We start from the raw sequence: 24,964 nt of genomic DNA on the forward strand, positions 1-24,964 counted from the left end.
GCTTGAGCGCGGGCGCGCATTGTAACGGACCCGTGTGACCGCAGCCTGTAGAATGCGCCTCCGTTCGCATCCCCCTGGAAACCGCCATGTCCTGGTCTACCGACCGCGCCCGCACGACCTACTCCATTCCGCACTGGGCGGAAGGGTATTTCGACGTGGACGCCGCCGGCCGCATCGTCGTCTCACCCAAGGGCGCGCAGGGGCCGCGCGTGCCGCTGCCGGAAGTCGTCGACGCCGCCCGGGCGCAGGGCGCCAAGCTGCCGCTGCTGGTGCGCTTCCCGGACATCCTGGGCGACCGCCTCGGCAAGCTGCAGGCCGCGTTCGCGCAGGCGCAGGCCGAGTGGGACTACCCGGGCGGTTACACCGCGGTCTACCCGATCAAGGTCAACCAGCACCGCGGCGTCGCCGGCACGCTGGCTTCGCACGCCGGCGAGGGCTTTGGCCTCGAGGCCGGCAGCAAGCCTGAGCTGATGGCCGTGCTGGCGCTGTCGCGCCCGGGCGGGCTGATCGTCTGCAACGGATACAAGGATCGCGAGTACATCCGCCTGGCGCTGATCGGCCGCAAGCTGGGCTTGCAGACCTTCATCGTTATCGAGAAGCCGTCGGAGCTGGCGCTGGTCATCGAAGAGTCCCGCAAGCTGGCTGTGAAGCCCGGCCTGGGCGTGCGCATGCGGCTGGCCACGCTGGGCGCGGGCAAGTGGCAGAACAGCGGCGGTGACAAAGCCAAGTTCGGCCTGTCACCGCGCCAGGTGCTGGACCTGTGGAAGCAGCTGCGCGAGGCCGGCCTGCAGGACACGCTGAACCTGCTGCACTTCCACATGGGCTCGCAGATCAGCAACGTGCGCGACATCGCCAACGGCATGCGCGAGGCGACCCGCTATTTCGTCGAGCTGTCGAAGCTGGGCGCGATCATCAGCCACGTCGACGTCGGCGGCGGCCTGGGCATCGATTACGAAGGCACGCGTTCGCGCAGCTACTGCTCGATCAACTACGGCATCGGCCAGTACGCCAGCAACATCGTGCAGCCGCTGGCCGAAGCCTGCGAGCAGAACGGCCTGGTGCCGCCGCGCATCGTCACCGAGTGCGGCCGCGCCATGACCGCGCACCATGCCGTGCTGGTGGTCAACGTGTCCGAAGTCGAGCAGGCGCCGGAAGGGCGCGTGCCGCCGGCGCACGACGACGAGCCGGCGGTGATCCGCCACCTGCGCGAGATCCACGGCGAGCTGGATACGCGCCCGGCCGTGGAGCTCTTCCACGAAGCGCAGCACCACCACAGCGAAGGCCTGTCGTTGTACGCGCTGGGCCAGATCGATCTGGTCCACCGCGCGCGCATCGACGACCTGTTCTATGCCATCGCGCATGCGGTGCGCGGCCGCCTGAGCAGCGACGAGCGCAGCCACCGCGACCTGCTGGACGAACTGAACGAGCGCCTGGTCGACAAGTACTTCGTCAACTTCAGCGTGTTCGAGTCCATCCCGGACGTGTGGGCGATCGACCAGGTATTCCCGATCGTGCCGATCGAGCGCCTGGACGAGGCGCCGCAGCGTCGCGGCGTGATCGCCGACATGACCTGCGACTCGGACGGCATGATCGACACCTACGTGGAGAACGAGGGGCTGGATTCCTCGCTGCCGCTGCATGCGATGAAGCCTGGCGAGAGCTATCGCCTGGGCATTTTCCTGGTCGGTGCCTACCAGGAGATCCTCGGCGACATCCACAACCTGTTCGGCGATACCGACGCGGTGGAAGTCAGCGCCGATGCCGGCACCGGCTACCTGCTCACGCAACAGCGCCGCGGCGACACCACAGATGTGATGCTCGATTACGTGGGCTACAAGCTGGACGACCTGCGCGCGGTGTATCGCCAGCGCGTCGAGGAAGCGGGTCTCCCTCTCGACGAATCGAACCTGCTGGCGGATGCGCTTGAGGCGGGCATGACCGGCTACACCTATCTGTCTGACGAGCCGTTGGGCTGAGACCATCAGGGGGGGCGATGCGCGGAACGTTTTGCCTGCTTGCACTGTTTTTTTTCCTGACGTCCACGCCGGTATGGGCATGTCAGGACCCCGTCTGGAAGTCGTTTCGGCAGCAGGTCAGTGATGCCCGTACCGTCTTCATCTTCCGGCTAGAGGCGACTGAGGTCAGAAGAACGCAATTGGGCTCCTCGGCGCACATGGAATGGATCCATGGACGTATCCGTGTCGTATCGTCGCTGAAGGGCGATGCGAGGGACTTTCGCAGCGTTCGTTTCAGTACCGGAGGCTGTGATGCTATTCGTCTCGACACAGGCCACTATTTTCTGGCTGCTACGCGCGAGTCGGGTTCGGAGCTGGATTTGCTGGCGCAAGGCCGCTCGGTTATCGACCTGAAGTACGAATACGTCGAGAGTGCTCCGCCGGAGCGGCGAGAGGGCCAATTGCTGCGTTCCATACGCCGACACTTGTCAGATGGGGCGCCATTGCCAGCCGAGTTGCCTGACATGCACCGCCGCTTCATGACCGACGCCTTCCCCCCGCCGCCGCCGCCGCCCCGCGCGGCAACGCAACGCTGACGCGTGGGGCGGATGCCGTTTTACGCGCGCGCGACCTGGAAGCCCGCGAACGACTGCGTCACCGGCATGATCTCCAGCCGGTTGATGTTGAGGTGCGGCGGCAGCGTGGCGACGTAGAAGATCTGCTCGGCGATGTCCTCGGCCGTCATCGGCTGCGCGCCGGCATATAGCTTGTCGGACGCGGCCTGGTCGCCGTGGGTGCGCACCAGGGTGAATTCGGTTTCGGCCATGCCGGGCTCGATGTCGGTCACGCGCACGCCGGTGCCGTGCAGGTCGCTGCGCAAGCCCAGTGAGAACTGGCGGACGAAGGCTTTGGTGCCGCCGTACGTGTTGCCGCCCGGATACGGATAGCTGCCGGCGATCGAGCCGATGTTGATGACCGCGCCCTTGCGCTCGACCAGCAGCGGCAGTAGTCGGCGGGTGACGGTGACCAGCGCCAGCACGTTGGTTTCGATCATCGTGCGCCAATCGTCCAGCGACGCCTGCTGCGCGGGCGCCGTGCCCAGGGCCAGCCCTGCGTTGTTGACCAGCAGATCGATGCCGCGGAACGCGTCCGGCAGCGCGTCGAGTGCCGCCTCCAACGCCGCTTCGTCGCGCACGTCGAACACGGCGGCATGGACGTGCGTCGCGCCGAGTTCGTCGACCAGCGCCTGCAGGCGGTCGGCGCGTCGTCCGGTGGCGATGACGCGCCAGCCAGCGGCCACGAAGCGACGGACGGCAGCGGCACCGAAGCCTGACGTGGCGCCGGTGATGAGGGCAGTGCGGGTCATGGTCGATCCTGCTGGGAGGGGGAGAGAAAGCGGATCAGGCAGCCGCGCGACGCGCCTGCCAGCGGGTACCCAGATGAGTACCCAGCGCGGCCGCGGCCAGCGACAACACGGCGCTGGCGACATTCGTGCGGAAGACGGCGAAGAGCGGGTGCCCGCCATCGGCCGTCGCCAACGCGATGTTCGCCAACAGCACGAACGTGGCGATCCACAGCGCGAACGTCAGGCCGAGCGCGACCACCAGGAAGCGCCGCCCGGCGATGGCCCCGCCGAGCGTCATGCAGGCGGCGGTGACCAGATAACTGATCGGGGCGAGGTAGCCCAGCGGCGTGGGCACGACCTGTTGCCAGGCCGGGGGCAGCCACCCCGCGATGATCCAGGACGCGGTCAGCAGCGCCACCAGCACTGTCACCGTGGCGAGCGCCATGCGCTGCCAGGGGCGAAGGCGGCTCACTGCGCCTTCACCGCCATCGCCGGCAGGCCACCGCTGGCGAGCTTCTGCTTGGCTTCGGCCAGTTCGCTCGCGGTGCCGTACGGGCCCATGCGCACGCGGTACACGGTCTTGCCGTTGATCTGCGCCGACTCCACGCGGGCGCTCAGGCCGAGCATGGCGATCTTCGCCTTCGTCGCCTCGGCATCGCCCGACGCGCCGAACGCACCGGCCTGCAGGATGTAGCGGGCATCGGTGTCTGCGCTCGCCACGGTCGTGGCGGGCTTGGGTGCCCGCGCGGCATCGGCGGCGCGCGGGGCCTCGGCCGTCGCGCGGGGCGCCGGCGTTTCGTCGATCGGCGCGGGCTGGGTGGCGTCGTTTCTGGCCGGTGCCGGCACGGTGGCCGGCGACTGGCCGTTCAGGGCGGCGCGCGCCTTGCGGGCTTCCTCCTCGCGCGCGCTGGCGGCGAGTTCGGCGTCCGACATCGGCACTTCCTTGCCTGGCAGCAGCGTGTAGAAGTCGTACTGCGTTTCCTTGCCGGCATCGCCTGAGGCAGGCGTCGTCGCGGTGTCGGCGACGGGCGCATCGGGCACCACGGCGTCCACGTCCGCGCTGTCGATCGGCGCGGGCTGCGCGTCGGGATTGGGCTGCGGCCGGAAAAAGCCGTCGCCGTCCTTCTTGCCCAGGCCGGGCACGATGAAATACACCGCCAGGCCGATCAACAGGCCCAGGACCAGCCACACCCAGGCGGGCGTGGCGTGACCGGAATTGCGCGTGGCTTGGTTCTTGCCGCGTCTTGCTGCCATGTACTGCTTCTCCGCTTACATCTTTTCGGGCGCGCTCACGCCCAACAGGTCCAGTCCGTTGGCCAGCGCCTGGCGCACCGCCAGAGCCAGGACCAGACGCGCATCGCGCGCCGCGGCATCATCCACCAGCACCGGCGTGCCGGCGTACCACGTGTGGAAAGCATAGGCCAACTCGCGCAGGTATTGCGCCACGACGTGCGGCTCCAGCGAGTCGCCGGCGGCTTCGACCACTTCCGGGTAACGCGACAACTCCACCATCAGCAACTGCGAGGTCTCGTCGTCCAGTCGCGCCAGGTTCGCCAGGCCATTGGCCTGGTCGTAGGCGTAGCCCTTCTCGCCGGCCTGGCGTAGCAGGCTGCACACGCGGGCATGCGCGTACTGCACGTAGAACACCGGGTTGTCGTTGCTCTGCTGGCGGGCCAGGTCGATGTCGAACGTCAGCTGAGAATCGGGCTTGCGCGCGATCAGGAACCAGCGCGTGGCATCGGCGCTGGTTTCCTCGATCAGGTCGCGCAGGGTGAAGTAGCTGCCGGCGCGCTTGGACAGCTTCACTTCCTCGCCACCGCGCATCACGGTGACCATCTGGTGCAGCACGTACTCCGGATAGCCCTGCGGGATGCCTTCGCCCAGCGCCTGCAGGCCGGCTTTCACGCGGGCCAGCGAGCCGTGGTGGTCGGCACCCAGTTCGGTGATCGCGCGCTCATAGCCGCGTTGCCACTTGCTCAGGTGGTAGGCCACGTCCGGCACGAAGTAGGTATAGGTGCCGTCGGACTTGCGCATCACGCGGTCCTTGTCGTCGCCGAAGTCGGTCGACTTCAGCCACAGCGCGCCGCCTTCTTCGTACGTGTGGCCGGACGCGACCAGCTTGCGCACGGTCTCCTCCACCTTCTGGTCGGCGTACAGCGAGCTCTCCAGGAAATAGCGGTCGAACGACACGCCGAACGCGGCCAGGTCGAGGTTCTGCTCGCGGCGCAGGTAGGCCACGGCGAAGCGACGGATGGCGTCGAGGTTGTCCGGGTCCTTCTCGCCGGTGACGACGTGGCCTTCGACCTCGACCGAGTCGCCCGCAAGATAGGCCTGGGCCACGTCGGCGATGTAGTCGCCGCGATAGCCGTCTTCGGGCCAGCCTTCGCTGTCGGGCGTGAGGCCGAGCGCACGTGCCTGCGTGGATTTGGCCAGGTTGTCGATCTGCACGCCGGCATCGTTGTAATAGAACTCGCGCTTCGCATTCCAGCCGTTGGCGGCCAGCACGCGGGCGATGCAGTCGCCGATGGCGCCGGCGCGGCCGTGGCCGACGTGCAGCGGGCCGGTCGGGTTGGCCGAGACGTATTCCACGCCCACCGTGCGGCCCTGGCCGCGCTCGTTGCGGCCGTAGGCGGCGCCTTGTGCCAGCGCCGTGGCCACTTCGTGCTGGTAGGCGCCGGGGGTCAGGTGGAAGTTGATGAAGCCCGGGCCGGCGATCTCGACCTTGGCGACATCGTCACTGGCCGGCAGGGCCTCGACGAGCGCGGTGGCGATCGCGCGCGGATTGCTGCGTGCCGCCTTGGCCAGCAGCATCGCGGCGTTGGTGGCGAAGTCGCCGTGGTCGCGGGTCTTGGGACGCTCGACCACAAAATCGGGCGTGGCGGCGTCGGCCGGCAGGGTGCCGGCGGAGCGCAGGGCGTCGATGCCCTGGGCGATCAAGGCGCGGAGGGAAGCTTTCACGGAGAACCGTCGTGTTGCGTGGGAACCGCCTATTCTAGGTTTTCCCGGTGCAGGCGTGGGTTGCGGCAGGTTCAGCTAGGCCCTTCGCCGGGTCAAGCTGCCTCATACCCAGCCGCGCGCCGCCATCGATTGGGGCGGCCCGTCCCCCACGATGAAATGGTCCAGCAGGCGTACGTCCACCAGGGCCAGGGCTTGCTTGAGGCGTGCGGTCACCGCCCGGTCGGCGGCCGAGGGCTCGCTGCAGCCGGAGGGATGGTTGTGTCCGACGATCAGGGCCGAGGCATTCATGGCGAGTGCACGGCGGGCGACTTCGCGCGGGTGGACTTCCGCGCTGTCCACGGAGCCCTGGAACAGTTCCTCGAAGGCCAGCACGCGGTGGCGGGTGTCGAGGAAGAGCGCGGCGAACACCTCATGGTGTCGTCCGCGCAGGCGCTGGGCGAAATAACGCCCGGCCGCGGCGGGGTCCCCAATGGATTCGCCGCGCTCCAGCGTGGCCATCAGCAGGCGGTTGGCCAATTCGAGCGCGGCGGCCAGTGCGCAGGCCCGCGCAGGGCCCACCGCGGGCAGCGCGAGTAGCTCCGCCGGCGAGCGCTCGAGCAGGGCGCGCAGGGGGCCGTGGGCGGCAAGCAGTTCGCGGGCTGTCGCCACCGCATCGCGACCGCGCAGGCCTGAGCCGAGGAAGAGCGCGAGCAGCTCGGCGTCGCTCAGGGCGGCGGCGCCCCGGCTCAGGAGCTTTTCGCGGGGACGTTCATCGGCGGGCCAGTCGCGGATCTGCATGGGTCCAGCATCTCGCGCGAGGCCCAGGGCATGCATCGGGCATCACGGGGTGTTCGGTTAAGCTAATCGCCTGAATCGACGTAGGAATGGGCCGACGTGAGCGGAGCGGAAAAGACATCGGGGCTGGCGGGACAACGCCTGCTGCTGTGCGTGGGAGGCGGCATCGCGGCCTACAAGGCGCTGGAACTGGTGCGCCGCCTGCGCGATGCCGGCGCCGACGTGCAAGTCGCGATGACGTCGGGGGCCCAGCAGTTCGTCACGCCGTTGAGTTTCCAGGCCCTGTCGGGCCACCCGACCCGCACCACGCTGTGGGACAGCGCCGCCGAGCAGGCGATGGGTCATATCGAACTGGCGCGCTGGGCCGATCGGGTGATCATCGCCCCCGCCACTGCCGACCTGATGGCCCGCCTGGCGCATGGCATGGCCGATGACCTGGTCACGACCCTCTGCCTCGCGACCACCGCTCCGCTGACCCTGGCCCCGGCGATGAACCACCGGATGTGGCAGCACCCCGCCACCCAGGCGAATCTGGCCACGCTGCGCGGGCGCGGTGTGCACGTGGTGGGGCCGAACGATGGTCCGCTGGCCGAGGGCGAATCCGGCCCCGGCCGTTTGGCCGAGGCGGAGGAGATCGTCGCTGCGCTTGCTGATGTGGCGGGCCCCGTGAATACCGGCCCTCAGGATCTCGCAGGCTTGAGCGTCGTGGTCAGCGCGGGTCCGACCTACGAAGACCTGGATCCGGTGCGCTACCTGGGCAATCGCAGCAGCGGCAAGATGGGCTTTGCGGTCGCCGCCAGCGCGGCCCGTCGCGGTGCGCGCGTCACGTTGGTGGCCGGTCCCGTGCACCTGCCGACGCCGGCGGGCGTCACCCGCTTCGACGTCCGCTCGGCCGCACAGATGCACGACGCCGTGTTCGCCGCCCTGCCCGCTGACATCTATATCGGCGCCGCGGCCGTGGCCGACTATACGCCGCGGGAGCCCGCCGCCAACAAGATCAAGAAATCCAGCGAATCGCTGGCGCTGGACCTGGTGCGCACACCCGACATCCTCGCCAAGGTGGCCGCGCAGACCCAGTCGCTGAAGCTGGTGGTCGGCTTCGCCGCGGAAACCAACAACGTGGCCGAGTACGCGCGCAAGAAGCTGGAAGCCAAGCGGCTGGACATGATCGTGGCCAACCGGGTGGGCATCACCGACGGCGGCTTCGAGAGCGACCAGAACGCCATGACGGCGTACTGGAAGGATGGCGAGCGCAGCTTCGCCACCGCCCCCAAAACCCGCCTGGCCGACGAACTGATCGATTTGATCGTGGAGCGACTGAACGCATGAGCGCATCCCGCGCGGTGGAAGTGAAGCTGCTGGACCCGCGCTTCGGCGACGCATGGCCGCTGCCGGCCTACGCGACCGAAGCCAGTGCCGGCATGGACCTGCGCGCGGCGCTGGACGCGCCGCTGGTGCTGGAGCCGGGCGACGCGGCCCTCGTGCCCAGCGGTATCGCCCTGCACCTGGGCGACCCTCACCTCTGCGCCGTGGTGCTGCCGCGCTCCGGCCTGGGCCATCGCCACGGCATCGTGCTGGGCAACGGCACCGGCCTGATCGATGCCGATTACCAGGGGCCGTTGCTGATCAGCGTATGGAACCGGGGCCATGAGGCCTTCACGATCCAGCCCGGCGACCGCATCGCCCAGGTCATGGTGCTGCCCGTGGTGCGCGTGGAACTGCAGGTGGTGGATACTTTCGCCGACAGCGCGCGGGGGACGGGTGGTTTCGGCCACACCGGCGTGCGATGACAGGGGACGAGCCGATGAACGCGACGAACGAGCGCCGTGCGCGCATGCCCGTGGGCGACCTGCAGCGCGCGCTGCCGATGCTGGCCCTGCTGCTGATCCTGTTGGCCGGCCTGCTGGGCTGGAGCGGCTTGCGCCAATGGCGTGAGGCACGGCTGCTGGGCGACATGGAACGCGCGCGCGATGCTGCCGTGTCGGCCGTCCAGCGCGCCCACGACATGCACAGCAAAGAACTGTCCCAACGCCTGGCGTCCGAGCCGGTGAAGACTGCCCTCGCCGCAGGCGACACGGCCAAAGCGACGGCCGCGCTGCGTGAAGGATGGACCGGTGTCGAGACGGTCGAGATCCTCGATGCAAATCTGGAGGCCGCCTACGACGATGCGTCGGCCTTCGGCTACAGCAAGCTGGCCCTGTTGGAAGCCGCGATGCAGAGCGACCAAGTGGCGGCCCGCGTGTTGAGGGACGGCAAGGCGACCGTATTCGGCCTGGCGGCGGCCGTGCCGCAAGGTGTGGTGTATGTCCGCTTGCCGTTGTCGCAACTGGCAGCGGGCTTCGATGCCGTGAGGGCGCCTCAGGGCGGATACCTGGCGTTGCGCCAAGGCAGTTTCAGCGTGCGCGAGCGCGGCAACAACCGTTTGCAGGGTGGCGCGGAACGCATGGCCCACGTCGTCGGCAAGACCGGACTGCGCGTGGCGACGGCCGTGCCCGATAGCGAGCCCGGCCCCCTCGGGCTTGGGGCGATTCCGGCCATGGTCGTCGCAGGCCTGCTCGCCGTCCTTGCGATCGTGGCGCTGCTGGTGGCCCGCGGCGGCATCCGCCTGCCGGCCTTGGGCAGGAAGAAGACGGAAGGCCCGGAAGGCGATGAGCCCACGCTCGGTGAGGCCCTCCTGCGCGAACCCCCGCCGATGCCCGCGGCCGCGCGCGAGCCGGGCGAGCGCGAAGAGGGTGCACGATCCACCCGCGCCGCGGTGGACGTCGATCCCGGTATCTTCCGCGCCTATGACATCCGCGGCATCGTCGGCAAGACGCTGAGCATCGAAGTGGCCGAGTTGATCGGCCTGGCGATCGGCTCAGTGATGCGCGACGAGGACCTGGCCGACATCGTGGTCGGCCGCGATGGCCGGCTGTCCGGGCCCGACCTGGTCGGTGGTCTTATCAGTGGTCTGCGCAAGGCCGGCCGCAACGTCATCGATATCGGGCTGGCGCCGACGCCGGTGGCCTACTTCGGCGCCTACCACCTGCGGGCGGGCAGTTGCGTGGCCCTGACCGGCAGCCACAACCCGCCGGACTACAACGGCTTCAAGATCGTGGTGGGCGGGCAGACCCTGTCAGGCGACGCGATCACCGACCTCTACGAACGCATCCGCGACAACCGGCTGTACATCGCCAACGTGCCGGGCGACCTGCAGCAGCGCGACATCTCGGCCGACTACATCCAGCGCATCGCCGACGACGTGCAGCTGGAGCGCCCGCTGAAGGTGGTCGTGGACGCTGGTAACGGCGTGGCGGGCGACATCGCGCCACAGTTGCTGGAAGCGATCGGCGCCGAGGTGATCCCGCTCTACTGCGAGGTCGACGGCACGTTCCCGAACCATCACCCCGACCCCAGCGAGCCGCACAACCTGGAGGACCTGATCCAGACTGTGAAGCGGTTCGACGCCGACATCGGCCTGGCCTTCGACGGCGATGGCGACCGCCTCGGCGTGGTGACGAAGGAAGGGGCCGTGATCTTCCCGGATCGGCTGCTGATGCTGTTCGCGGCCGACGTGCTGGAGCGCAACCCGGGCGCCCTGATCATCTACGACGTGAAGTGCACCGGAAAGCTGCAAGGCTGGGTGCTGCGCCACGGCGGCACGCCGATGATGTGGAAGACCGGGCATTCGCTGATCAAGGCCAAGATGCGCGAGAGCGGCGCGGAACTGGCAGGCGAGATGAGCGGCCACTTCTTCTTCCAGGAGCGCTGGTATGGGTTCGACGACGGCCTGTATTCGGCGGCGCGCCTGCTCGAGATCCTGGCGAACCGGTCCGAGACCCCGTCCGACGTGCTCGCCACGTTGCCCGACGGCGTGTCGACGCCGGAGATCAAGGTGGATGTGGTCGACGGCACGCCGCACGAGATCGTCGCGCGCTTCGTCGAGGGTGCGGAGTTCGAGGGCGCGCGCCTGTCCACCATCGATGGCCTGCGCGCCGACTGGGACGACGGCTGGGGCCTGGTACGTGCGTCCAACACCACGCCGATCCTGGTGCTGCGGTTCGAAGCGGACAACAAGGAGGCGCTGGAGCGGATCAAGACCGATTTCCGCACACGCCTGCAGGCGCTGGCGCCCGAACTGACGATGACGTTCTGACGCGTGCGGTAGGGCTTTAAACGACGACGCCGGGCTTGTCCCGGCGTCGTCGTTCTCGGCTTCAGTTGGGCGCGGGCGCCGGGGCCTGTTCCGCCGCTTCTTCTGCGGCCGCCGGGCCGAGGCCCTTCATCGCGCGGTAGCGCTGCAGGGTGTCGGTGATCTCGACGTCCAGCGCCGCGCGCTGGGTTTCGAAGCTCTGCTGCAGCCGACGCGTACGCACCAGTTCCGCATGGCGCTGGCGGATGTTCGCGGCAAGCTCGGCCGCCACGGGCCTGCCGGCCAGTTCCTGGTTGCCGGCGGTCTGCAGCAGGCTGACCAGCCCTTCGCGCAGGCTCACCGTGTTGTAGCGTGCCGTCCGCACGTTGTTGTCGACGATGGCGATGCGTTCGTTGAACACGCGTCGCAGGTCGCTTTCGTCGCGGTACGAAAGCAGCATCGCGGCATCGGTGCGCCGGCGGGTCTCGGCCGCGGCCGCATCCATCTGGCGCTGCTGGAATTCGATGGCGGCCTGCGCGCGCTCCTCGTCCGTCATGGCGCGCCCAACGCCGCCGGTCCGCAGGCCGCTGGTCGCGCTGATCTCTTCGCGCGCCGCGTTGACGGCATCGGCGGGCAGCGCATCGCTGCATACGCGCTGGCCTTTTTCTTCCCAGCAGAACAGCTTCTTGTTGACGGGCGCCCCGCCTTGCTTGCCTTTGCCTTGGCCAACGGCAACGGGCGACGCCACGAGCAGCATGCTGGCAACCACCAAGGATGTACGGACGATCATGGCAGCCCCCTGCTGCGTCAGTCCTGGGTCGCGCTGCCGTAGCGGGCCCGGTAGGCCAGCAGGTCGTCGCGATGGTGGACAAGGTCGGCGCTTTCACCCGCAAAAGCAAGCAGGTCATGCAGGCTGGCGACCGCCACCACGGGCACGCCGGTTTCCTCGGCGACCGACTGCGCCGCCGAGCGGCGAGGAGTGCCGGCGGCGGGATCGCCCAACATTTCCTGACGATCCAGCGCGACCACGATGCCGGCCGGCTGTCCGCCGCCCGCACGGATCAGGCCCAACGCTTCGCGGATCGCGGTGCCGGCGGTGATCACGTCGTCGACGATCAGCACGCGCCGGTCCTCCAGCGGGGCACCGATCAGCAGGCCGCCCTCGCCGTGATCCTTCGCCTCCTTGCGGTTGAACGCCACCGGCAGGTCGCGGCCACGGCGGGCGAACTCGCACGCCAACGCGGTCGCCAGCGGGATGCCCTTGTAGGCAGGACCGAACAGCAGGTCGAACTCCAGGCCTGCGTCCTCGACCGCATCGGCATAGCAGGAAGCCAATCCGGCCAGGCGCGCGCCGCTGTCGAAGCGGCCCGCATTGAAGAAATAGGGGCTCTGCCGGCCGGATTTCAGGGTGAACTGCCCGAAGCGCAGGGCCTGCGCGTGCAGTGCGAGCTGGAGGAAACGGGCGCGGTGGTCGGACATGGGGAAACGCCGGGAGTGGAGATTCGGGAGTCGGGATTCGCAAAGCGTACCGCATGCGCCGAAAAGCATGCGTCCGGACAAGCTATGCTTTTGCCAATCCCGTCATCCCGAATCTCCAATCCCAGCTCCCCATGCGCATCATAAGCTTCAACGCCAACGGCCTGCGCTCGGCGGCCACCAAGGGTTTCTTCGACTGGTTCACCACGCAGCAGGCCGACGTCCTGTGCGTGCAGGAGACCAAGGCCCAGGAGCATCAGTTGGCCGGGCCGGAATTCCTGCCTGACGGCTACAAGGCGTGGTTCCGCGACGCCACCACGAAGAAGGGCTACAGCGGCGTGGCGATCTACGCCAAGCGCGAGCCGGACGAGATCCGCACGGCGTTGGGCTGGCCCGATTTCGATGAAGAAGGGCGGTACATCGAAGCGCGCTTCGGCGACCTGAGCGTGGTCTCGTTCTACATCCCTTCGGGATCTTCGGGCGACGAGCGCCAGGGCTTCAAGTTCAAGGTCATGGACTGGCTGGCGCCCGTGCTGGACGAGTGGCGCCGCAGCGGACGGCACTACGTGCTCTGCGGCGACTGGAACATCGTGCGCAGCCGCCTGGACATCAAGAACTGGACCAGCAACCAGAAGAATTCCGGCTGCCTGCCGCCCGAACGCGACTGGTTGAACGGGGTGTGCGTCGACGACGGTGGCTGGGTCGACGCCTACCGCGCGCTGCATCCGGAAGGCCAGGACTACACCTGGTGGAGCAACCGCGGCGCCGCACGCGCCAACAACGTGGGGTGGCGCATCGATTACCAGTTCGTCACGCCCTCGCTGCGCGATCGCCTGAAAGCCTGTTCGATCTACCGCGAGCAGCGCTTCTCCGACCACGCGCCTTTCACGGTGGACTACGCCTGATGACGACGTCCGCCGCCGAACGGCCCGGCAAACCCTCCGTCTGGCGTGCGTTCGCGCAGCCCTCGGCGTGGACGATGTTCTTCTTCGGCTTCGCCTCGGGCATGCCGTTCCTGCTGGTCGCGGGCACGCTGGCGTACTGGCTGACCGAAAATGGCCTGGAGCTGAAGAACATCACCCTGATCGCCAGTGCGGGCCTCAGCTATACGCTGAAGTTCCTGTGGGCGCCGCTAGTGGACCGGTGGCGACTGCCGCTGCTGGGAAGACTCGGGCAGCGGCGTGGCTGGCTGCTGCTGGCGCTGGTCGTGGTCATCGCCGGCCTGCTGATGATGGCGCTGTTGACGCCCGGCCAGTTGGCCCCTTTCATCTGGGTGACACTGATGACGGCGTTCGCCGGCGCCACGCTGGATATCGCGGTGGACGCGTACCGCATCGAGATCGCCCCGCAGGAGTCGCAGGGCGCGCTGCTGGCGACCTATTCGCTGGGGTATCGCATTGCGCTGATCATCACCGGCATGCTGGCGCTGGTGCTGGCCGACCATGTGCCGTGGCCGCAGGTCTACCGTGTGATGGCGCTCTTCATGCTGATCCCCGTGGTGGCGGTACTGCTGGCCTCCGAGCCCGGCGTGGTCCGGGTGAAGATGACCACGTGGGCCGAAGGCTTGCAGGAAGGGGTGGTGGAACCGTTCCTGGATTTCTTCCGCCGTTTCGGCGCACCGCTGGCCGCGGCGCTACTTGCCTTCATCTTGCTGGCGAAGGTCTCCGACCAGTCGCTGGGTGGCGGCATCATGGCCCCGTTCTATCTGGGCGAGGGCTTCACCAAGACCGAGATCGCAGCCGTCACCAAGTTCTACGGGATCTGGGTGGGCCTGGCCGGGGTCTTCCTGGCGGGCATCGCGATCGCGCGCTGGGGCGTGAAGTGGCCGCTGTTCGTGGGCGTGATACTCGGCGCGATCAGCAACCTGCTGTACGTGTGGCTGATCGGTGCCGATGGCGATGTGTGGAAGCTGACGCTGGTCATTTCCGGCGAGAATCTGGCCCAAGGTTTCCAGGGCACGACGTTGGTCGCCTTCCTGTCCGCGCTTGTGAATCAGCGCTTCACCGCGACCCAGTATGCGCTCTTCTCCTCACTGGTGATGTTGCCGGGCAAGCTGCTGAGCGCGGTTTCCGGGAGCATCGTGGAGCAGACCGGCTATGCGCCGTACTTCTGGCTCACGGCGCTCGCGTCGGTTCCCGCCGCGCTGCTGTTCTTCTGGCTGGTGTCGCGCATCCGCTTCGGCGGCGACCACGAGCCGGCCAGCGGCGCCGTGCCTCCGGCGGGCACGGCGCAGGACTGAGCGTCTGCGTTACAGTCAGGCCATGGGGCATGCAGGGGACGGGGCAATGACCGACATCGTGCTGAAGGACGTGGATCCGATCCTGGCCGAGCGCATCCGGCGCGTATCGCAGGCGCGCGGCTGGCCGATCCACGACACCATCTTCAACCTGCTGGAACAGGGTCTGTTCGTCTGCGAAGCGGAAGTGCGTGGCGGCTTCGACGACCGCGAGGTCAACGCGCTGGCGGAAGCCATCAGCGCTTTGAAAGATGTGCCGCCCGGCAAGGGCTTTTAGGCCGGGAACACCGTACCCAGTATGCGACGACCCGCCGCGCCGGTGACCGCGGGCAGGTTCCCGGGCCGCCCGGCGAGCGTTTCGCGCGCCAGCCAAGCGAAGCCCATCGCTTCCACATAATCCGGGTCCAGGCCATGCGCGGCCGTGGATTCCACCACGGCCTGCGGCAGGTGGGCCGCCAATCGCGCCATCAGTGCGGCGTTATGCACGCCGCCGCCGCAGACCAGCACGCGCCGCGTCTCCGGCTGGGTCATCTGCAGGGCATCAGCCACGGTGCGCGCGGTCAACTCCAGCAGCGTGGCCTGCACGTCGGCCGGCGAGGGCACCCCATCGTCCAACTGGGCCTGCAGCCAATCCAGGTGGAACTGCTCGCGGCCGGTGCTCTTCGGCGGTGGTAGCGCGAACCAGGGTTCCGCCAGCAAGCGTGCGAGCAGTGCTGCATCCACGTGGCCACTGGCCGCCAGCGCGCCACCCGCGTCGTAGGGTCGGCCGGTGTGACGCTCGCACCAAGCATCCATCAGCGCATTCGCCGGGCCCGTATCGAAGCCGCGCACGTCCTCCGCGACCGGCAGCAAGGTGAAATTGCCGATGCCGCCCAGGTTGAGGACCGCACGATCCTCGTGCGGCGAACCGAGCAGGGCCGCGTGGAAGGCCGGCATCAGCGGTGCGCCATGCCCGCCCGCCGCCACGTCGCGGCGACGGAAGTCGGCCACGGTATCGATGCCGCTGCGTTCGGCGATCACGTTGCCGTCGCCGAGTTGCCAAGTGAAGGGCGGATCGGCCTGCGGACGGTGGCGGATCGTCTGGCCATGCGAGCCGAGCGCACGCACGCGACCGCGCGGCACGCCGGCGTCTTCCAGCAAAGCCGTCGCCGCGTCGGCGAAGGCGCGCGCAGTACGGCCATCGAGCGAACCCAGCGCATCCAGCGAGACGGTATCGGCGCCTTGGCCCAGTGCGACCAGTTGCGCACGCAATGCCGGATCCCAGGGGAACGTGCGGCCATGGACAAGTTCGCACCGCAGCCCTGACGCGGCATCCTCGAACCGGACCAGCGCGGCATCGATGCCATCGGCGCTGGTGCCGGAAATCAGCCCGAGATAAAGCTCGGTGGCGGCGTGCGTGGTCATGCGAAGTCTTCGGGCAACAAAAAAGGCGGGACAGTGTCCCGCCTTTTTCCGCTCGCCGCCATGTGTGCGCGGATCAGCCCTTGCCGTTCTTCTTGCCGGCCGCCGGCTTGGCGGCGGCCACGGTCGTCGCGGGCTTGGACGTCTCCTCCGCTGGACCGACATCGGCGTAGATGATGTCTTCGACGGTGCGGATGCGTGCCAGCGCGTTCGATGTATACGTGCGGAACGCCGCCAGCTGCGCGCCGGACAGCGGTTCCGGCGGTGGCATCGTCACCGACAATGGATTGCGGTGCACGCCGTTGATGCGGAATTCGTAGTGCAGGTGCGGCCCGGTCGACAGGCCGGTCGTACCCACGTAGCCGATCACCGTGCCCTGCGCCACGCGTTGCCCCGGCTTGACCTTGCCCAGGCGCGACATGTGCGCGTACAGCGTGGTGTGGCCCTTGCCATGGTCGAGAATGACGGTGCGTCCGTAGCCGCCCTGCCAGCCGGCGAACTGCACGCGGCCATCGCCGGCAGCCATGATGGGCGTGCCCGTCGAGGCGGCGTAGTCCACGCCCTTGTGCATGCGCATCGTGCCGAGCACCGGATGGCGGCGCGCGCCGAACTTCGAACTCATGCGCGCGTACGCGATCGGCATGCGGATGAAGTTCTTCTTCAGCGGCCGGCCCGCGGCCGTGAAGTACTCGGGCTTGCCGCCCGGGCGGGTGAAACGGAAGCCCGAATGCAGCTTGCCGTCGACGGTGAAGGTCGCAGCCTGCACGGGTCCGGTGCTGATCAGTTCGCCTTCGCGCCAGGTCTGCTCAACCACCACGCTGAAACGGTCGTCCGGTCCGAGATCGGAGTTGAAATCGATGTCGTACTTGAAGATCTCGTCGGTCAACGAGTTGATGTTCGCCGATGTCAGTCCCGCCTTACGCGCGGAGCGGTTGAGTGAACGACCCACTTCGCCGCTCAGCACCACGGTGCGCGTGGTGGTCTCGCGGGCGATGACGCGTTCGGTGATCTTGTCCGCGCCGACGATCAGTTCCACCCGATGGCTGGGGTCGCGGTCGTAGCGCAGCGTGCGCAGTCCGCCGGTCACCGGCAGGTCGAAAGCGATCTCGGTGCCCGGCTTCAGGCGCGTCAGCGCTTTCTTGGCATCGGCGTTGTCCAGGATGCGGTGCAGGGTGGCGGCCGGGATGCCCAGCTCTTCGAAGATCGCACCCAGGGTCTGCCCCGGCTTCACTCGCACCACCTGCCAGCTGTCGCCGGCCGTGCCGGCCTGGCGTGCCGCCGACAGTTCCGGCAATTCGAGCAGAAGCGTATTGCGCGGCTGGGACACCGGCGCTTGGATTGCGCTTGAGAAGCCCGGCACGATGGTGGCCATCATCACGCCGATCGTCGTGAAGAGGCTGGCGTGGATCCAGTGGCGGCGCGTCCAGCGGCCTTCCGGAAGATGCCGCTTCACCTGCTGGTGGAGCGCGGTATCGCGAAGCACCCCAAGGCGCTCCCGGAACAGTTGCTTGCGGCTGTTGCCGCCCCCATGAGTTTGCATCAAGGTTGAACCCCGGGGCCAAGGCGAAGCCCCAATCGGCGTACCATAGACACGCGAAGACTTCGCGTCAAACCATTGAGTCAATTGGATTTTTTGATTGGTATCACTATTTACTTTCTTTTAACGGTAACTTCACCTCACTGACTTGCCCTTCACGGGCGCCCTGACTGGAACTGCTCCCTCGTGTCCTCTGCTGAAGCTCTCGCCCTGATCGGCCGTGGCGCCGACGAAATCCTCAAGCTCGAAGACCTGGAGGCCCGCCTGAAGCTGGGCCGGCCGCTGCGCGTGAAAGCGGGCTTCGACCCGACCGCTCCGGATCTGCATCTGGGCCATACGGTGTTGCTGAACAAGCTGCGGCAGTTCCAGGACCTGGGGCACCAGGTGATTTTCCTGATTGGCGACTTCACCGGGATGATCGGCGATCCGTCCGGCAAGAACGTCACCCGCAAGCCCCTCTCGCGCGAGGATGTGCTGGCCAATGCCCGCACCTACGAGGAGCAGGTGTTCAAGGTCCTGGACCGCGAACGCACGGAAGTCCGCTTCAATTCCGAATGGTTCGGCAAGATGGCGGCCGCCGACATGATCCGCTTGGCCGGCCAGCACACGGTCGCCCGCATGCTCGAGCGCGACGACTTCGCCAAGCGCTACGCCGCCCAGCAGTCGATCGCGATCCATGAATTCCTCTACCCGCTGGTGCAGGGCTACGACTCGGTGGCGCTGGAAGCCGACGTCGAGCTCGGCGGCACCGACCAGAAGTTCAACCTGCTGATGGGCCGTGGCCTGCAGGAGCACTACGGCCAGAAGCCGCAGATCGTGCTGACCATGCCCCTGCTGGTGGGCCTCGATGGCGTCAACAAGATGTCCAAGTCGCTGGGCAACTACATCGGCGTAGCCGAGCCGGCGATCGACATCGTCACCAAGACCATGAAAGTCGGCGATGAGCTGATGTGGGACTGGATCGAACTGCTGAGCTTCGATATCGGTGCTGTTGAAGCGGTGCAGTTCAAGCAGGCGGTGGCCGCAGGCGAGGTGAATCCGCGCGAGATCAAGCTTCGGCTGGCGCGCGAACTGGCGACACGCTTCCATGATGCGGCGGAGGCCGAACGGGCGATTGCCGGCTGGCACGCGGTGGTCACCGGGCAGGGCGACACGTCGCTGCTCGAGCTGAAGGATGTGGCGGTTCCGGCAGAGGGCATTCGCATCGCCGCGCTGCTGACCGCGGCAGGCATCACGCCGAGCAACTCCGAAGCCAGCCGCAAGCTCAAAGAGCGGGCGGTGAAGGTGGCGGGCGAGGTGGTGGATGACGCCGGCCTGGTGCTCGCGCCGGGATTCGAAGGCGTCCTGCAGGTGGGCAAGCGGAACTTCGCGCGCGTCCGTCTTGTTGCCGGCTGAGGGTAGCGTCCGTCGGCGAGATCGCGTCGGGAAGAGGTGTCGCGATCCTGTGAAATTTTTCTTCCAGCCCCCTTCCCAAGGGTGGGAGAACAGGTCATACTTTCCCTCCCCCGACGCACGGGGCCTTGCCGGACCGGCAAGGCGTCAGAACGAAGGGAAACGAATCGCCAACAACCTCGAAATTGGGTGTTGACGAAACGAAAAAGCCTCACCATAATGTGCGGCTCACCTCGACGGAAACGTTGGGGATACGAAGGAAGGCGCTGAGGCCGACTTCGAAGCTCTTTGACAGTGTGCGCAGGTGACTTGTGTGGGCGCCTGCAGGAAGGACTAGCTGTCCATCTTGCAGACGTTCGATTCATGAGCATCTTGTCAATTGTAGAAATGCAAGCGATACGTAAGGCTTGTGATCAGACGATCTGCATTCAAAGCATTGGCCTTCGGGCTAAGTAGTTTTAAGTGAAGAGTTTGATCCTGGCTCAGAGTGAACGCTGGCGGTAGGCCTAACACATGCAAGTCGAACGGCAGCACAGGAGAGCTTGCTCTCTGGGTGGCGAGTGGCGGACGGGTGAGGAATACATCGGAATCTACCTTTTCGTGGGGGATAACGTAGGGAAACTTACGCTAATACCGCATACGACCTACGGGTGAAAGTGGGGGACCGCAAGGCCTCACGCGATTAGATGAGCCGATGTCCGATTAGCTAGTTGGCGGGGTAATGGCCCACCAAGGCGACGATCGGTAGCTGGTCTGAGAGGATGATCAGCCACACTGGAACTGAGACACGGTCCAGACTCCTACGGGAGGCAGCAGTGGGGAATATTGGACAATGGGCGCAAGCCTGATCCAGCCATACCGCGTGGGTGAAGAAGGCCTTCGGGTTGTAAAGCCCTTTTGTTGGGAAAGAAATCCTATCGGTTAATAACCGGTGGGGATGACGGTACCCAAAGAATAAGCACCGGCTAACTTCGTGCCAGCAGCCGCGGTAATACGAAGGGTGCAAGCGTTACTCGGAATTACTGGGCGTAAAGCGTGCGTAGGTGGTGGTTTAAGTCCGTTGTGAAAGCCCTGGGCTCAACCTGGGAATTGCAGTGGATACTGGATCACTAGAGTGTGGTAGAGGGATGCGGAATTTCTGGTGTAGCAGTGAAATGCGTAGAGATCAGAAGGAACATCCGTGGCGAAGGCGGCATCCTGGGCCAACACTGACACTGAGGCACGAAAGCGTGGGGAGCAAACAGGATTAGATACCCTGGTAGTCCACGCCCTAAACGATGCGAACTGGATGTTGGGTGCAACTTGGCACCCAGTATCGAAGCTAACGCGTTAAGTTCGCCGCCTGGGGAGTACGGTCGCAAGACTGAAACTCAAAGGAATTGACGGGGGCCCGCACAAGCGGTGGAGTATGTGGTTTAATTCGATGCAACGCGAAGAACCTTACCTGGTCTTGACATCCACGGAACTTTCCAGAGATGGATTGGTGCCTTCGGGAACCGTGAGACAGGTGCTGCATGGCTGTCGTCAGCTCGTGTCGTGAGATGTTGGGTTAAGTCCCGCAACGAGCGCAACCCTTGTCCTTAGTTGCCAGCACGTAATGGTGGGAACTCTAAGGAGACCGCCGGTGACAAACCGGAGGAAGGTGGGGATGACGTCAAGTCATCATGGCCCTTACGACCAGGGCTACACACGTACTACAATGGTAGGGACAGAGGGCTGCAAACCCGCGAGGGTGAGCCAATCCCAGAAACCCTATCTCAGTCCGGATTGGAGTCTGCAACTCGACTCCATGAAGTCGGAATCGCTAGTAATCGCAGATCAGCATTGCTGCGGTGAATACGTTCCCGGGCCTTGTACACACCGCCCGTCACACCATGGGAGTTTGTTGCACCAGAAGCAGGTAGCTTAACCTTCGGGAGGGCGCTTGCCACGGTGTGGCCGATGACTGGGGTGAAGTCGTAACAAGGTAGCCGTATCGGAAGGTGCGGCTGGATCACCTCCTTTTGAGCATGACAAGCGCTTCTTGTCAGGCGCCCACACAAGACACCTGCATTTTTCAGAGTAAGCCCGTACAACGGGGCCTTAGCTCAGCTGGGAGAGCACCTGCTTTGCAAGCAGGGGGTCGTCGGTTCGATCCCGACAGGCTCCACCACTGAGGACGACTTTTGGGTCTGTAGCTCAGGTGGTTAGAGCGCACCCCTGATAAGGGTGAGGTCGGTGGTTCGAGTCCTCCCAGACCCACCAAAACCAGGCTGGCCATTACTTTGAAACCTGCAAACGCACACTAAAAGATTATTTTGAAACGGATCGGCGCTGAAGCCGGCTCCGTGTTCTTTAACAACTTGTGACGTAGCGAGCGTTTTAGATTTTCATCTAGACGTGTCGTTGAGGCTAAGGCGGGGACTTCGAGTCCCTAAAAATTGAGTCGTATGTTCGCGTTAATGGCTTTGTACCCCATTAACACGGCATGTAACTCCGAGGCGACTTGGGGTTATATGGTCAAGCGAATAAGCGCACACGGTGGATGCCTTGGCGGTCAGAGGCGATGAAGGACGTGGCAGCCTGCGAAAAGTGCGGGGGAGCTGGCAACAAGCATTGATCCCGCAATGTCCGAATGGGGAAACCCACTGCTTCGGCAGTATCCTGCAGTGAATACATAGCTGCTGGAGGCAAACCCGGTGAACTGAAATATCTAAGTAACCGGAGGAAAAGAAATCAACCGAGATTCCCTGAGTAGTGACGAGCGAACGGGGACCAGCCCTTAAGCTGGATTGGTTTTAGAAGAACAGTCTGGAAAGACTGGCCATAGACGGTGATAGCCCGGTATTCGAAAAGGCCATTTCAGTGAAGACGAGTAAGGCGGGGCACGAGAAACCCTGTCTGAACATGGGGGGACCATCCTCCAAGGCTAAATACTCCTGACCGACCGATAGTGAACCAGTACCGTGAGGGAAAGGCGAAAAGAACCCCGGAGAGGGGAGTGAAATAGATCCTGAAACCGTGTGCGTACAAGCAGTAGGAGCCCGCAAGGGTGACTGCGTACCTTTTGTATAATGGGTCAGCGACTTACTGTTCGTGGCAAGCTTAACCGTATAGGGGAGGCGAAGGGAAACCGAGTCTGATAAGGGCGCATAGTCGCGGGCAGTAGACCCGAAACCGGGTGATCTAGTCATGCCCAGGGTGAAGGTGCCGTAACAGGTACTGGAGGCCCGAACCCACTCCCGTTGCAAAGGTAGGGGATGAGGTGTGATTAGGAGTGAAAAGCTAATCGAACCCGGAGATAGCTGGTTCTCCTCGAAAGCTATTTAGGTAGCGCCTCGTATGAATCTTCTTGGGGGTAGAGCACTGTTATGGCTAGCGGGACATCGCGTCTTAGCAAACCATGGCAAACTCCGAATACCAAGACAGAATGTACGGGAGACACACGGCGGGTGCTAACGTCCGTCGTGAAAAGGGAAACAACCCAGACCCACAGCTAAGGTCCCAAATTTCGTGCTAAGTGGAAAACGATGTGGAAAGGCACAGACAGCCAGGAGGTTGGCTTAGAAGCAGCCACCCTTTAAAGAAAGCGTAATAGCTCACTGGTCGAGTCGGTCTGCGCGGAAGATTTAACGGGGCTAAGCACGAAACCGAAGCTTGGGGTGCATAACTTTGTTATGCGCGGTAGAGGAGCGTTCCGTAAGCCTGCGAAGGTGGCTTGAGAAGGCTGCTGGAGGTATCGGAAGTGCGAATGCTGACATGAGTAACGATAATGCGGGTGAAAAGCCCGCACGCCGAAAGCCCAAGGTTTCCTTGCGCAACGTTAATCGACGCAGGGTTAGTCGGTCCCTAAGGCGAGGGCGAAAGCCGTAGTCGATGGGAAGCAGGTTAATATTCCTGCACCTCGCGTGAGTGCGATGGAGGGACGGAGAAGGTTAGGTGTACCCGGCGTTGGTTGTCCGGGGGAAAGGCGGTAGGTTTGGATCTTTGGCAAATCCGGGATCCTTTAAGACCGAGCACCGAGACGAGTCCTTTAGGACGAAGTCACTGATACCACGCTTCCAGGAAAAGCTCCTAAGCTTCAGCTCACGCAGACCGTACCGTAAACCGACACAGGTGGGTAGGATGAGAATTCTCAGGCGCTTGAGAGAACTCGGGTGAAGGAACTAGGCAACATGGCACCGTAACTTCGGGAGAAGGTGCACCCCCTTTGGTGGCCCATGCGGGCTATAGCTGAGGGGGGTCGCAGAAACCAGGCCGCTGCGACTGTTTATCAAAAACACAGCACTCTGCAAACACGAAAGTGGACGTATAGGGTGTGACGCCTGCCCGGTGCTGGAAGGTTAATTGATGGGGTCAGCCGCAAGGCGAAGCTCTTGATCGAAGCCCCAGTAAACGGCGGCCGTAACTATAACGGTCCTAAGGTAGCGAAATTCCTTGTCGGGTAAGTTCCGACCTGCACGAATGGCGTAACGACAGCGGCGCTGTCTCCACCCGAGACTCAGTGAAATTGAAATCGCTGTGAAGATGCAGCGTTCCCGTGGCAAGACGGAAAGACCCCGTGAACCTTTACTATAGCTTTACATTGAACGTTGAGTTCGTCTGTGTAGGATAGGTGGGAGGCTATGAAACCGAGGCGCTAGCTTCGGTGGAGCCAACCTTGAAATACCACCCTGATGTGCTTGACGTTCTAACCTAGGTCCGTAATCCGGATCGGGGACCATGTATGGTGGGTAGTTTGACTGGGGCGGTCTCCTCCCAAAGAGTAACGGAGGAGCTCGAAGGTACGCTCAGCGCGGTCGGACATCGCGCACTGTGTGCAAAGGCATAAGCGTGCTTGACTGCGAGATCGACGGATCAAGCAGGTACGAAAGTAGGACTTAGTGATCCGGTGGTTCTGTATGGAAGGGCCATCGCTCAACGGATAAAAGGTACTCCGGGGATAACAGGCTGATACCGCCCAAGAGTTCATATCGACGGCGGTGTTTGGCACCTCGATGTCGGCTCATCACATCCTGGGGCTGTAGTCGGTCCCAAGGGTATGGCTGTTCGCCATTTAAAGTGGTACGCGAGCTGGGTTCAGAACGTCGTGAGACAGTTCGGTCCCTATCTGCCATGGGCGTTGGAAGTTTGAGAGGGGCTGCTCCTAGTACGAGAGGACCGGAGTGGACGAACCTCTGGTGTTCCGGTTGTCACGCCAGTGGCATTGCCGGGTAGCTATGTTCGGAAGCGATAACCGCTGAAAGCATCTAAGCGGGAAGCGCGCCTCAAGATGAGACTTCCCGGGGCACAAGCCCCCTAAAGGAACCATCAAGACTAGGTGGTTGATAGGTCAGGTGTGTAAGTGGGGCAACCCATTGAGCTAACTGATACTAATGATCCGTGCGGCTTGACCATATAACCTCAAGTGGCCTTGGACTCGACGATATCGTCAGAGAAAATCCAATGCCCGCTACGTCACAAGACCCTATGAGAGATTGGCGCCTTAATCCGTTCCTTGGATGGCGACGCTCCAACCCTCTCCCTGGTGAAATTAGCGCTGTGGTCCCACCCGTTCCCATCCCGAACACGGAAGTGAAACGCAGCCGCGCCGATGGTAGTGTGGCTTAAGCCATGCAAGAGTAGGTCATCGCCAGGGGCTTTACCCAAACCCCCAGCCCTAAAGGCTGGGGGTTTCCTTTTTGTGTAAGCCCCTGATTTCTGACGGTTCGCCGCCGGGGTCAGTCAAAGGAAGGCAAAAAATTCTTTTGACAAGGTGTTGACAGACTGCAAAAACCCGCCATAATAGGCGGCTCACCTC

General features: G+C 64.7%; 18 protein-coding genes, 2 tRNA genes and 3 rRNA genes. 14 read left to right on the top strand and 9 right to left on the bottom strand.

What is annotated here, in order from left to right:
* Window positions 1–86 precede the first annotated feature (86 nt).
* A complete protein-coding gene (speA, locus tag AC23D6_RS01570; protein WP_487751101.1) occupies window positions 87–1,976 on the top strand; it encodes an arginine decarboxylase in 1,890 nt (629 codons plus the stop codon).
* 17 nt (window positions 1,977–1,993) lie between these two features.
* Window positions 1,994–2,551, top strand: coding sequence for a hypothetical protein (locus AC23D6_RS01575; RefSeq protein WP_487751102.1), 558 nt, complete (start codon window positions 1,994–1,996; stop codon window positions 2,549–2,551).
* 20 nt (window positions 2,552–2,571) lie between these two features.
* On the opposite strand, the gene AC23D6_RS01580 is transcribed toward AC23D6_RS01575, so the two are convergent.
* The 5 genes from AC23D6_RS01580 to radC form a co-directional block, all read right to left on the bottom strand.
* Complete coding sequence (locus tag AC23D6_RS01580) at window positions 2,572–3,321, bottom strand: SDR family NAD(P)-dependent oxidoreductase (protein ID WP_487751103.1); 750 nt, start codon at window positions 3,319–3,321, stop codon at window positions 2,572–2,574.
* A 34-nt stretch (window positions 3,322–3,355) separates the two neighbouring features.
* On the bottom strand, window positions 3,356–3,772 hold the full coding sequence (locus AC23D6_RS01585) for a hypothetical protein (protein ID WP_487751104.1): 417 nt from the start codon (window positions 3,770–3,772) through the stop codon (window positions 3,356–3,358).
* A complete protein-coding gene (locus AC23D6_RS01590) occupies window positions 3,769–4,554 on the bottom strand; it encodes an SPOR domain-containing protein (protein WP_487751105.1) in 786 nt (261 codons plus the stop codon). The genes AC23D6_RS01585 and AC23D6_RS01590 overlap by 4 nt, the downstream gene beginning before the upstream one ends.
* Before the next feature lie 15 nt (window positions 4,555–4,569).
* Window positions 4,570–6,258 (bottom strand): arginine--tRNA ligase, encoded by a 1,689-nt coding sequence (argS, locus tag AC23D6_RS01595; protein ID WP_487751106.1) that lies wholly within the window; start codon window positions 6,256–6,258, stop codon window positions 4,570–4,572.
* Between the two features lie 102 nt (window positions 6,259–6,360).
* Window positions 6,361–7,035 (bottom strand): RadC family protein, encoded by a 675-nt coding sequence (gene radC, locus AC23D6_RS01600; RefSeq protein ID WP_487751107.1) that lies wholly within the window; start codon window positions 7,033–7,035, stop codon window positions 6,361–6,363.
* A gap of 96 nt (window positions 7,036–7,131) precedes the next feature.
* On the opposite strand from radC, the gene coaBC reads away from it, so the two are divergent.
* Genes coaBC through AC23D6_RS01615 form a run of 3 tightly spaced genes read left to right on the top strand, consistent with a single transcriptional unit; the run spans window position 7,132 to window position 11,167 of the window.
* On the top strand, window positions 7,132–8,361 hold the full coding sequence (gene coaBC, locus AC23D6_RS01605; protein WP_487751108.1) for a bifunctional phosphopantothenoylcysteine decarboxylase/phosphopantothenate--cysteine ligase CoaBC: 1,230 nt from the start codon (window positions 7,132–7,134) through the stop codon (window positions 8,359–8,361).
* A complete protein-coding gene (dut, locus tag AC23D6_RS01610; protein ID WP_487751109.1) occupies window positions 8,358–8,822 on the top strand; it encodes a dUTP diphosphatase in 465 nt (154 codons plus the stop codon). Before coaBC ends, dut begins: the two co-directional genes overlap by 4 nt.
* Before the next feature lie 14 nt (window positions 8,823–8,836).
* Complete coding sequence (locus AC23D6_RS01615; protein ID WP_487751110.1) at window positions 8,837–11,167, top strand: phosphomannomutase/phosphoglucomutase; 2,331 nt, start codon at window positions 8,837–8,839, stop codon at window positions 11,165–11,167.
* Window positions 11,168–11,228: 61 nt separating this feature from the next.
* Here the strand turns inward: AC23D6_RS01615 and AC23D6_RS01620 are convergent, their stop codons facing one another.
* Window positions 11,229–11,933 carry a hypothetical protein gene (locus AC23D6_RS01620; RefSeq protein WP_487751111.1) on the bottom strand — a complete coding sequence of 235 codons (705 nt, stop codon included), beginning with the start codon at window positions 11,931–11,933 and terminating at the stop codon, window positions 11,229–11,231.
* A 17-nt stretch (window positions 11,934–11,950) separates the two neighbouring features.
* Window positions 11,951–12,622: an orotate phosphoribosyltransferase gene (gene pyrE / locus AC23D6_RS01625; RefSeq protein WP_487751112.1), complete on the bottom strand. Its 672-nt coding sequence runs from the start codon at window positions 12,620–12,622 to the stop codon at window positions 11,951–11,953.
* Window positions 12,623–12,753: 131 nt separating this feature from the next.
* On the opposite strand from pyrE, the gene AC23D6_RS01630 reads away from it, so the two are divergent.
* Genes AC23D6_RS01630 through AC23D6_RS01640 form a run of 3 tightly spaced genes read left to right on the top strand, consistent with a single transcriptional unit; the run spans window position 12,754 to window position 15,132 of the window.
* Window positions 12,754–13,524: an exodeoxyribonuclease III gene (locus tag AC23D6_RS01630; protein ID WP_487751113.1), complete on the top strand. Its 771-nt coding sequence runs from the start codon at window positions 12,754–12,756 to the stop codon at window positions 13,522–13,524.
* The gene (locus tag AC23D6_RS01635) at window positions 13,524–14,858 is read left to right on the top strand and encodes an AmpG family muropeptide MFS transporter (protein ID WP_487751114.1); all 1,335 of its coding nucleotides are present in this window, start codon (window positions 13,524–13,526) and stop codon (window positions 14,856–14,858) included. The genes AC23D6_RS01630 and AC23D6_RS01635 overlap by 1 nt, the downstream gene beginning before the upstream one ends.
* Window positions 14,859–14,904: 46 nt before the next feature.
* Complete coding sequence (locus tag AC23D6_RS01640) at window positions 14,905–15,132, top strand: hypothetical protein (RefSeq protein ID WP_055937736.1); 228 nt, start codon at window positions 14,905–14,907, stop codon at window positions 15,130–15,132.
* Here the strand turns inward: AC23D6_RS01640 and AC23D6_RS01645 are convergent.
* Complete coding sequence (locus AC23D6_RS01645) at window positions 15,129–16,259, bottom strand: anhydro-N-acetylmuramic acid kinase (RefSeq protein ID WP_487751115.1); 1,131 nt, start codon at window positions 16,257–16,259, stop codon at window positions 15,129–15,131. The two genes, AC23D6_RS01640 and AC23D6_RS01645, sit on opposite strands and share 4 nt — an antisense overlap.
* Before the next feature lie 73 nt (window positions 16,260–16,332).
* Window positions 16,333–17,796, bottom strand: a complete 1,464-nt coding sequence (locus AC23D6_RS01650; RefSeq protein ID WP_487751116.1) for a peptidoglycan DD-metalloendopeptidase family protein — start codon at window positions 17,794–17,796, stop codon at window positions 16,333–16,335.
* A 183-nt stretch (window positions 17,797–17,979) separates the two neighbouring features.
* On the opposite strand from AC23D6_RS01650, the gene tyrS reads away from it, so the two are divergent.
* From tyrS to rrf, 6 genes are all read left to right on the top strand, one after another.
* Window positions 17,980–19,188, top strand: a complete 1,209-nt coding sequence (gene tyrS, locus AC23D6_RS01655) for a tyrosine--tRNA ligase (RefSeq protein WP_487751117.1) — start codon at window positions 17,980–17,982, stop codon at window positions 19,186–19,188.
* 456 nt (window positions 19,189–19,644) lie between these two features.
* Window positions 19,645–21,189, top strand: a 16S ribosomal RNA gene (locus AC23D6_RS01660).
* Window positions 21,190–21,261: 72 nt separating this feature from the next.
* Window positions 21,262–21,337, top strand: a tRNA-Ala gene (locus AC23D6_RS01665).
* 15 nt (window positions 21,338–21,352) lie between these two features.
* Window positions 21,353–21,429: transfer RNA gene (locus AC23D6_RS01670), tRNA-Ile, on the top strand.
* 253 nt (window positions 21,430–21,682) lie between these two features.
* Window positions 21,683–24,561, top strand: a 23S ribosomal RNA gene (locus AC23D6_RS01675).
* 126 nt (window positions 24,562–24,687) lie between these two features.
* Window positions 24,688–24,802 (top strand): 5S ribosomal RNA (gene rrf, locus AC23D6_RS01680).
* The 16S, 23S and 5S rRNA genes sit together here with 2 tRNA genes alongside, the layout of an rRNA operon.
* Window positions 24,803–24,964: the final 162 nt, after the last annotated feature.

It is taken from the genome of Pseudoxanthomonas sp. G3 (assembly GCF_057654715.1).

Bases quoted from the DNA above. Each gene is read 5' to 3' on its own strand.
- AC23D6_RS01640 (WP_055937736.1), top strand. From the start codon at position 14,905: ATGACCGACATCGTGCTGAAGGACGTGGATCCGATCCTGGCCGAGCGC.
- AC23D6_RS01575 (WP_487751102.1), top strand. From the start codon at position 1,994: ATGCGCGGAACGTTTTGCCTGCTTGCACTGTTTTTTTTCCTGACGTCC.
- AC23D6_RS01620 (WP_487751111.1), bottom strand. From the start codon at position 11,933: ATGATCGTCCGTACATCCTTGGTGGTTGCCAGCATGCTGCTCGTGGCG.
- radC (WP_487751107.1), bottom strand. From the start codon at position 7,035: ATGCAGATCCGCGACTGGCCCGCCGATGAACGTCCCCGCGAAAAGCTC.
- AC23D6_RS01645 (WP_487751115.1), bottom strand. From the start codon at position 16,259: ATGACCACGCACGCCGCCACCGAGCTTTATCTCGGGCTGATTTCCGGC.
- pyrE (WP_487751112.1), bottom strand. From the start codon at position 12,622: ATGTCCGACCACCGCGCCCGTTTCCTCCAGCTCGCACTGCACGCGCAG.
- dut (WP_487751109.1), top strand. From the start codon at position 8,358: ATGAGCGCATCCCGCGCGGTGGAAGTGAAGCTGCTGGACCCGCGCTTC.
- AC23D6_RS01635 (WP_487751114.1), top strand. From the start codon at position 13,524: ATGACGACGTCCGCCGCCGAACGGCCCGGCAAACCCTCCGTCTGGCGT.
- AC23D6_RS01615 (WP_487751110.1), top strand. From the start codon at position 8,837: ATGAACGCGACGAACGAGCGCCGTGCGCGCATGCCCGTGGGCGACCTG.
- AC23D6_RS01650 (WP_487751116.1), bottom strand. From the start codon at position 17,796: ATGCAAACTCATGGGGGCGGCAACAGCCGCAAGCAACTGTTCCGGGAG.
- speA (WP_487751101.1), top strand. From the start codon at position 87: ATGTCCTGGTCTACCGACCGCGCCCGCACGACCTACTCCATTCCGCAC.
- AC23D6_RS01590 (WP_487751105.1), bottom strand. From the start codon at position 4,554: ATGGCAGCAAGACGCGGCAAGAACCAAGCCACGCGCAATTCCGGTCAC.
- AC23D6_RS01630 (WP_487751113.1), top strand. From the start codon at position 12,754: ATGCGCATCATAAGCTTCAACGCCAACGGCCTGCGCTCGGCGGCCACC.
- AC23D6_RS01580 (WP_487751103.1), bottom strand. From the start codon at position 3,321: ATGACCCGCACTGCCCTCATCACCGGCGCCACGTCAGGCTTCGGTGCC.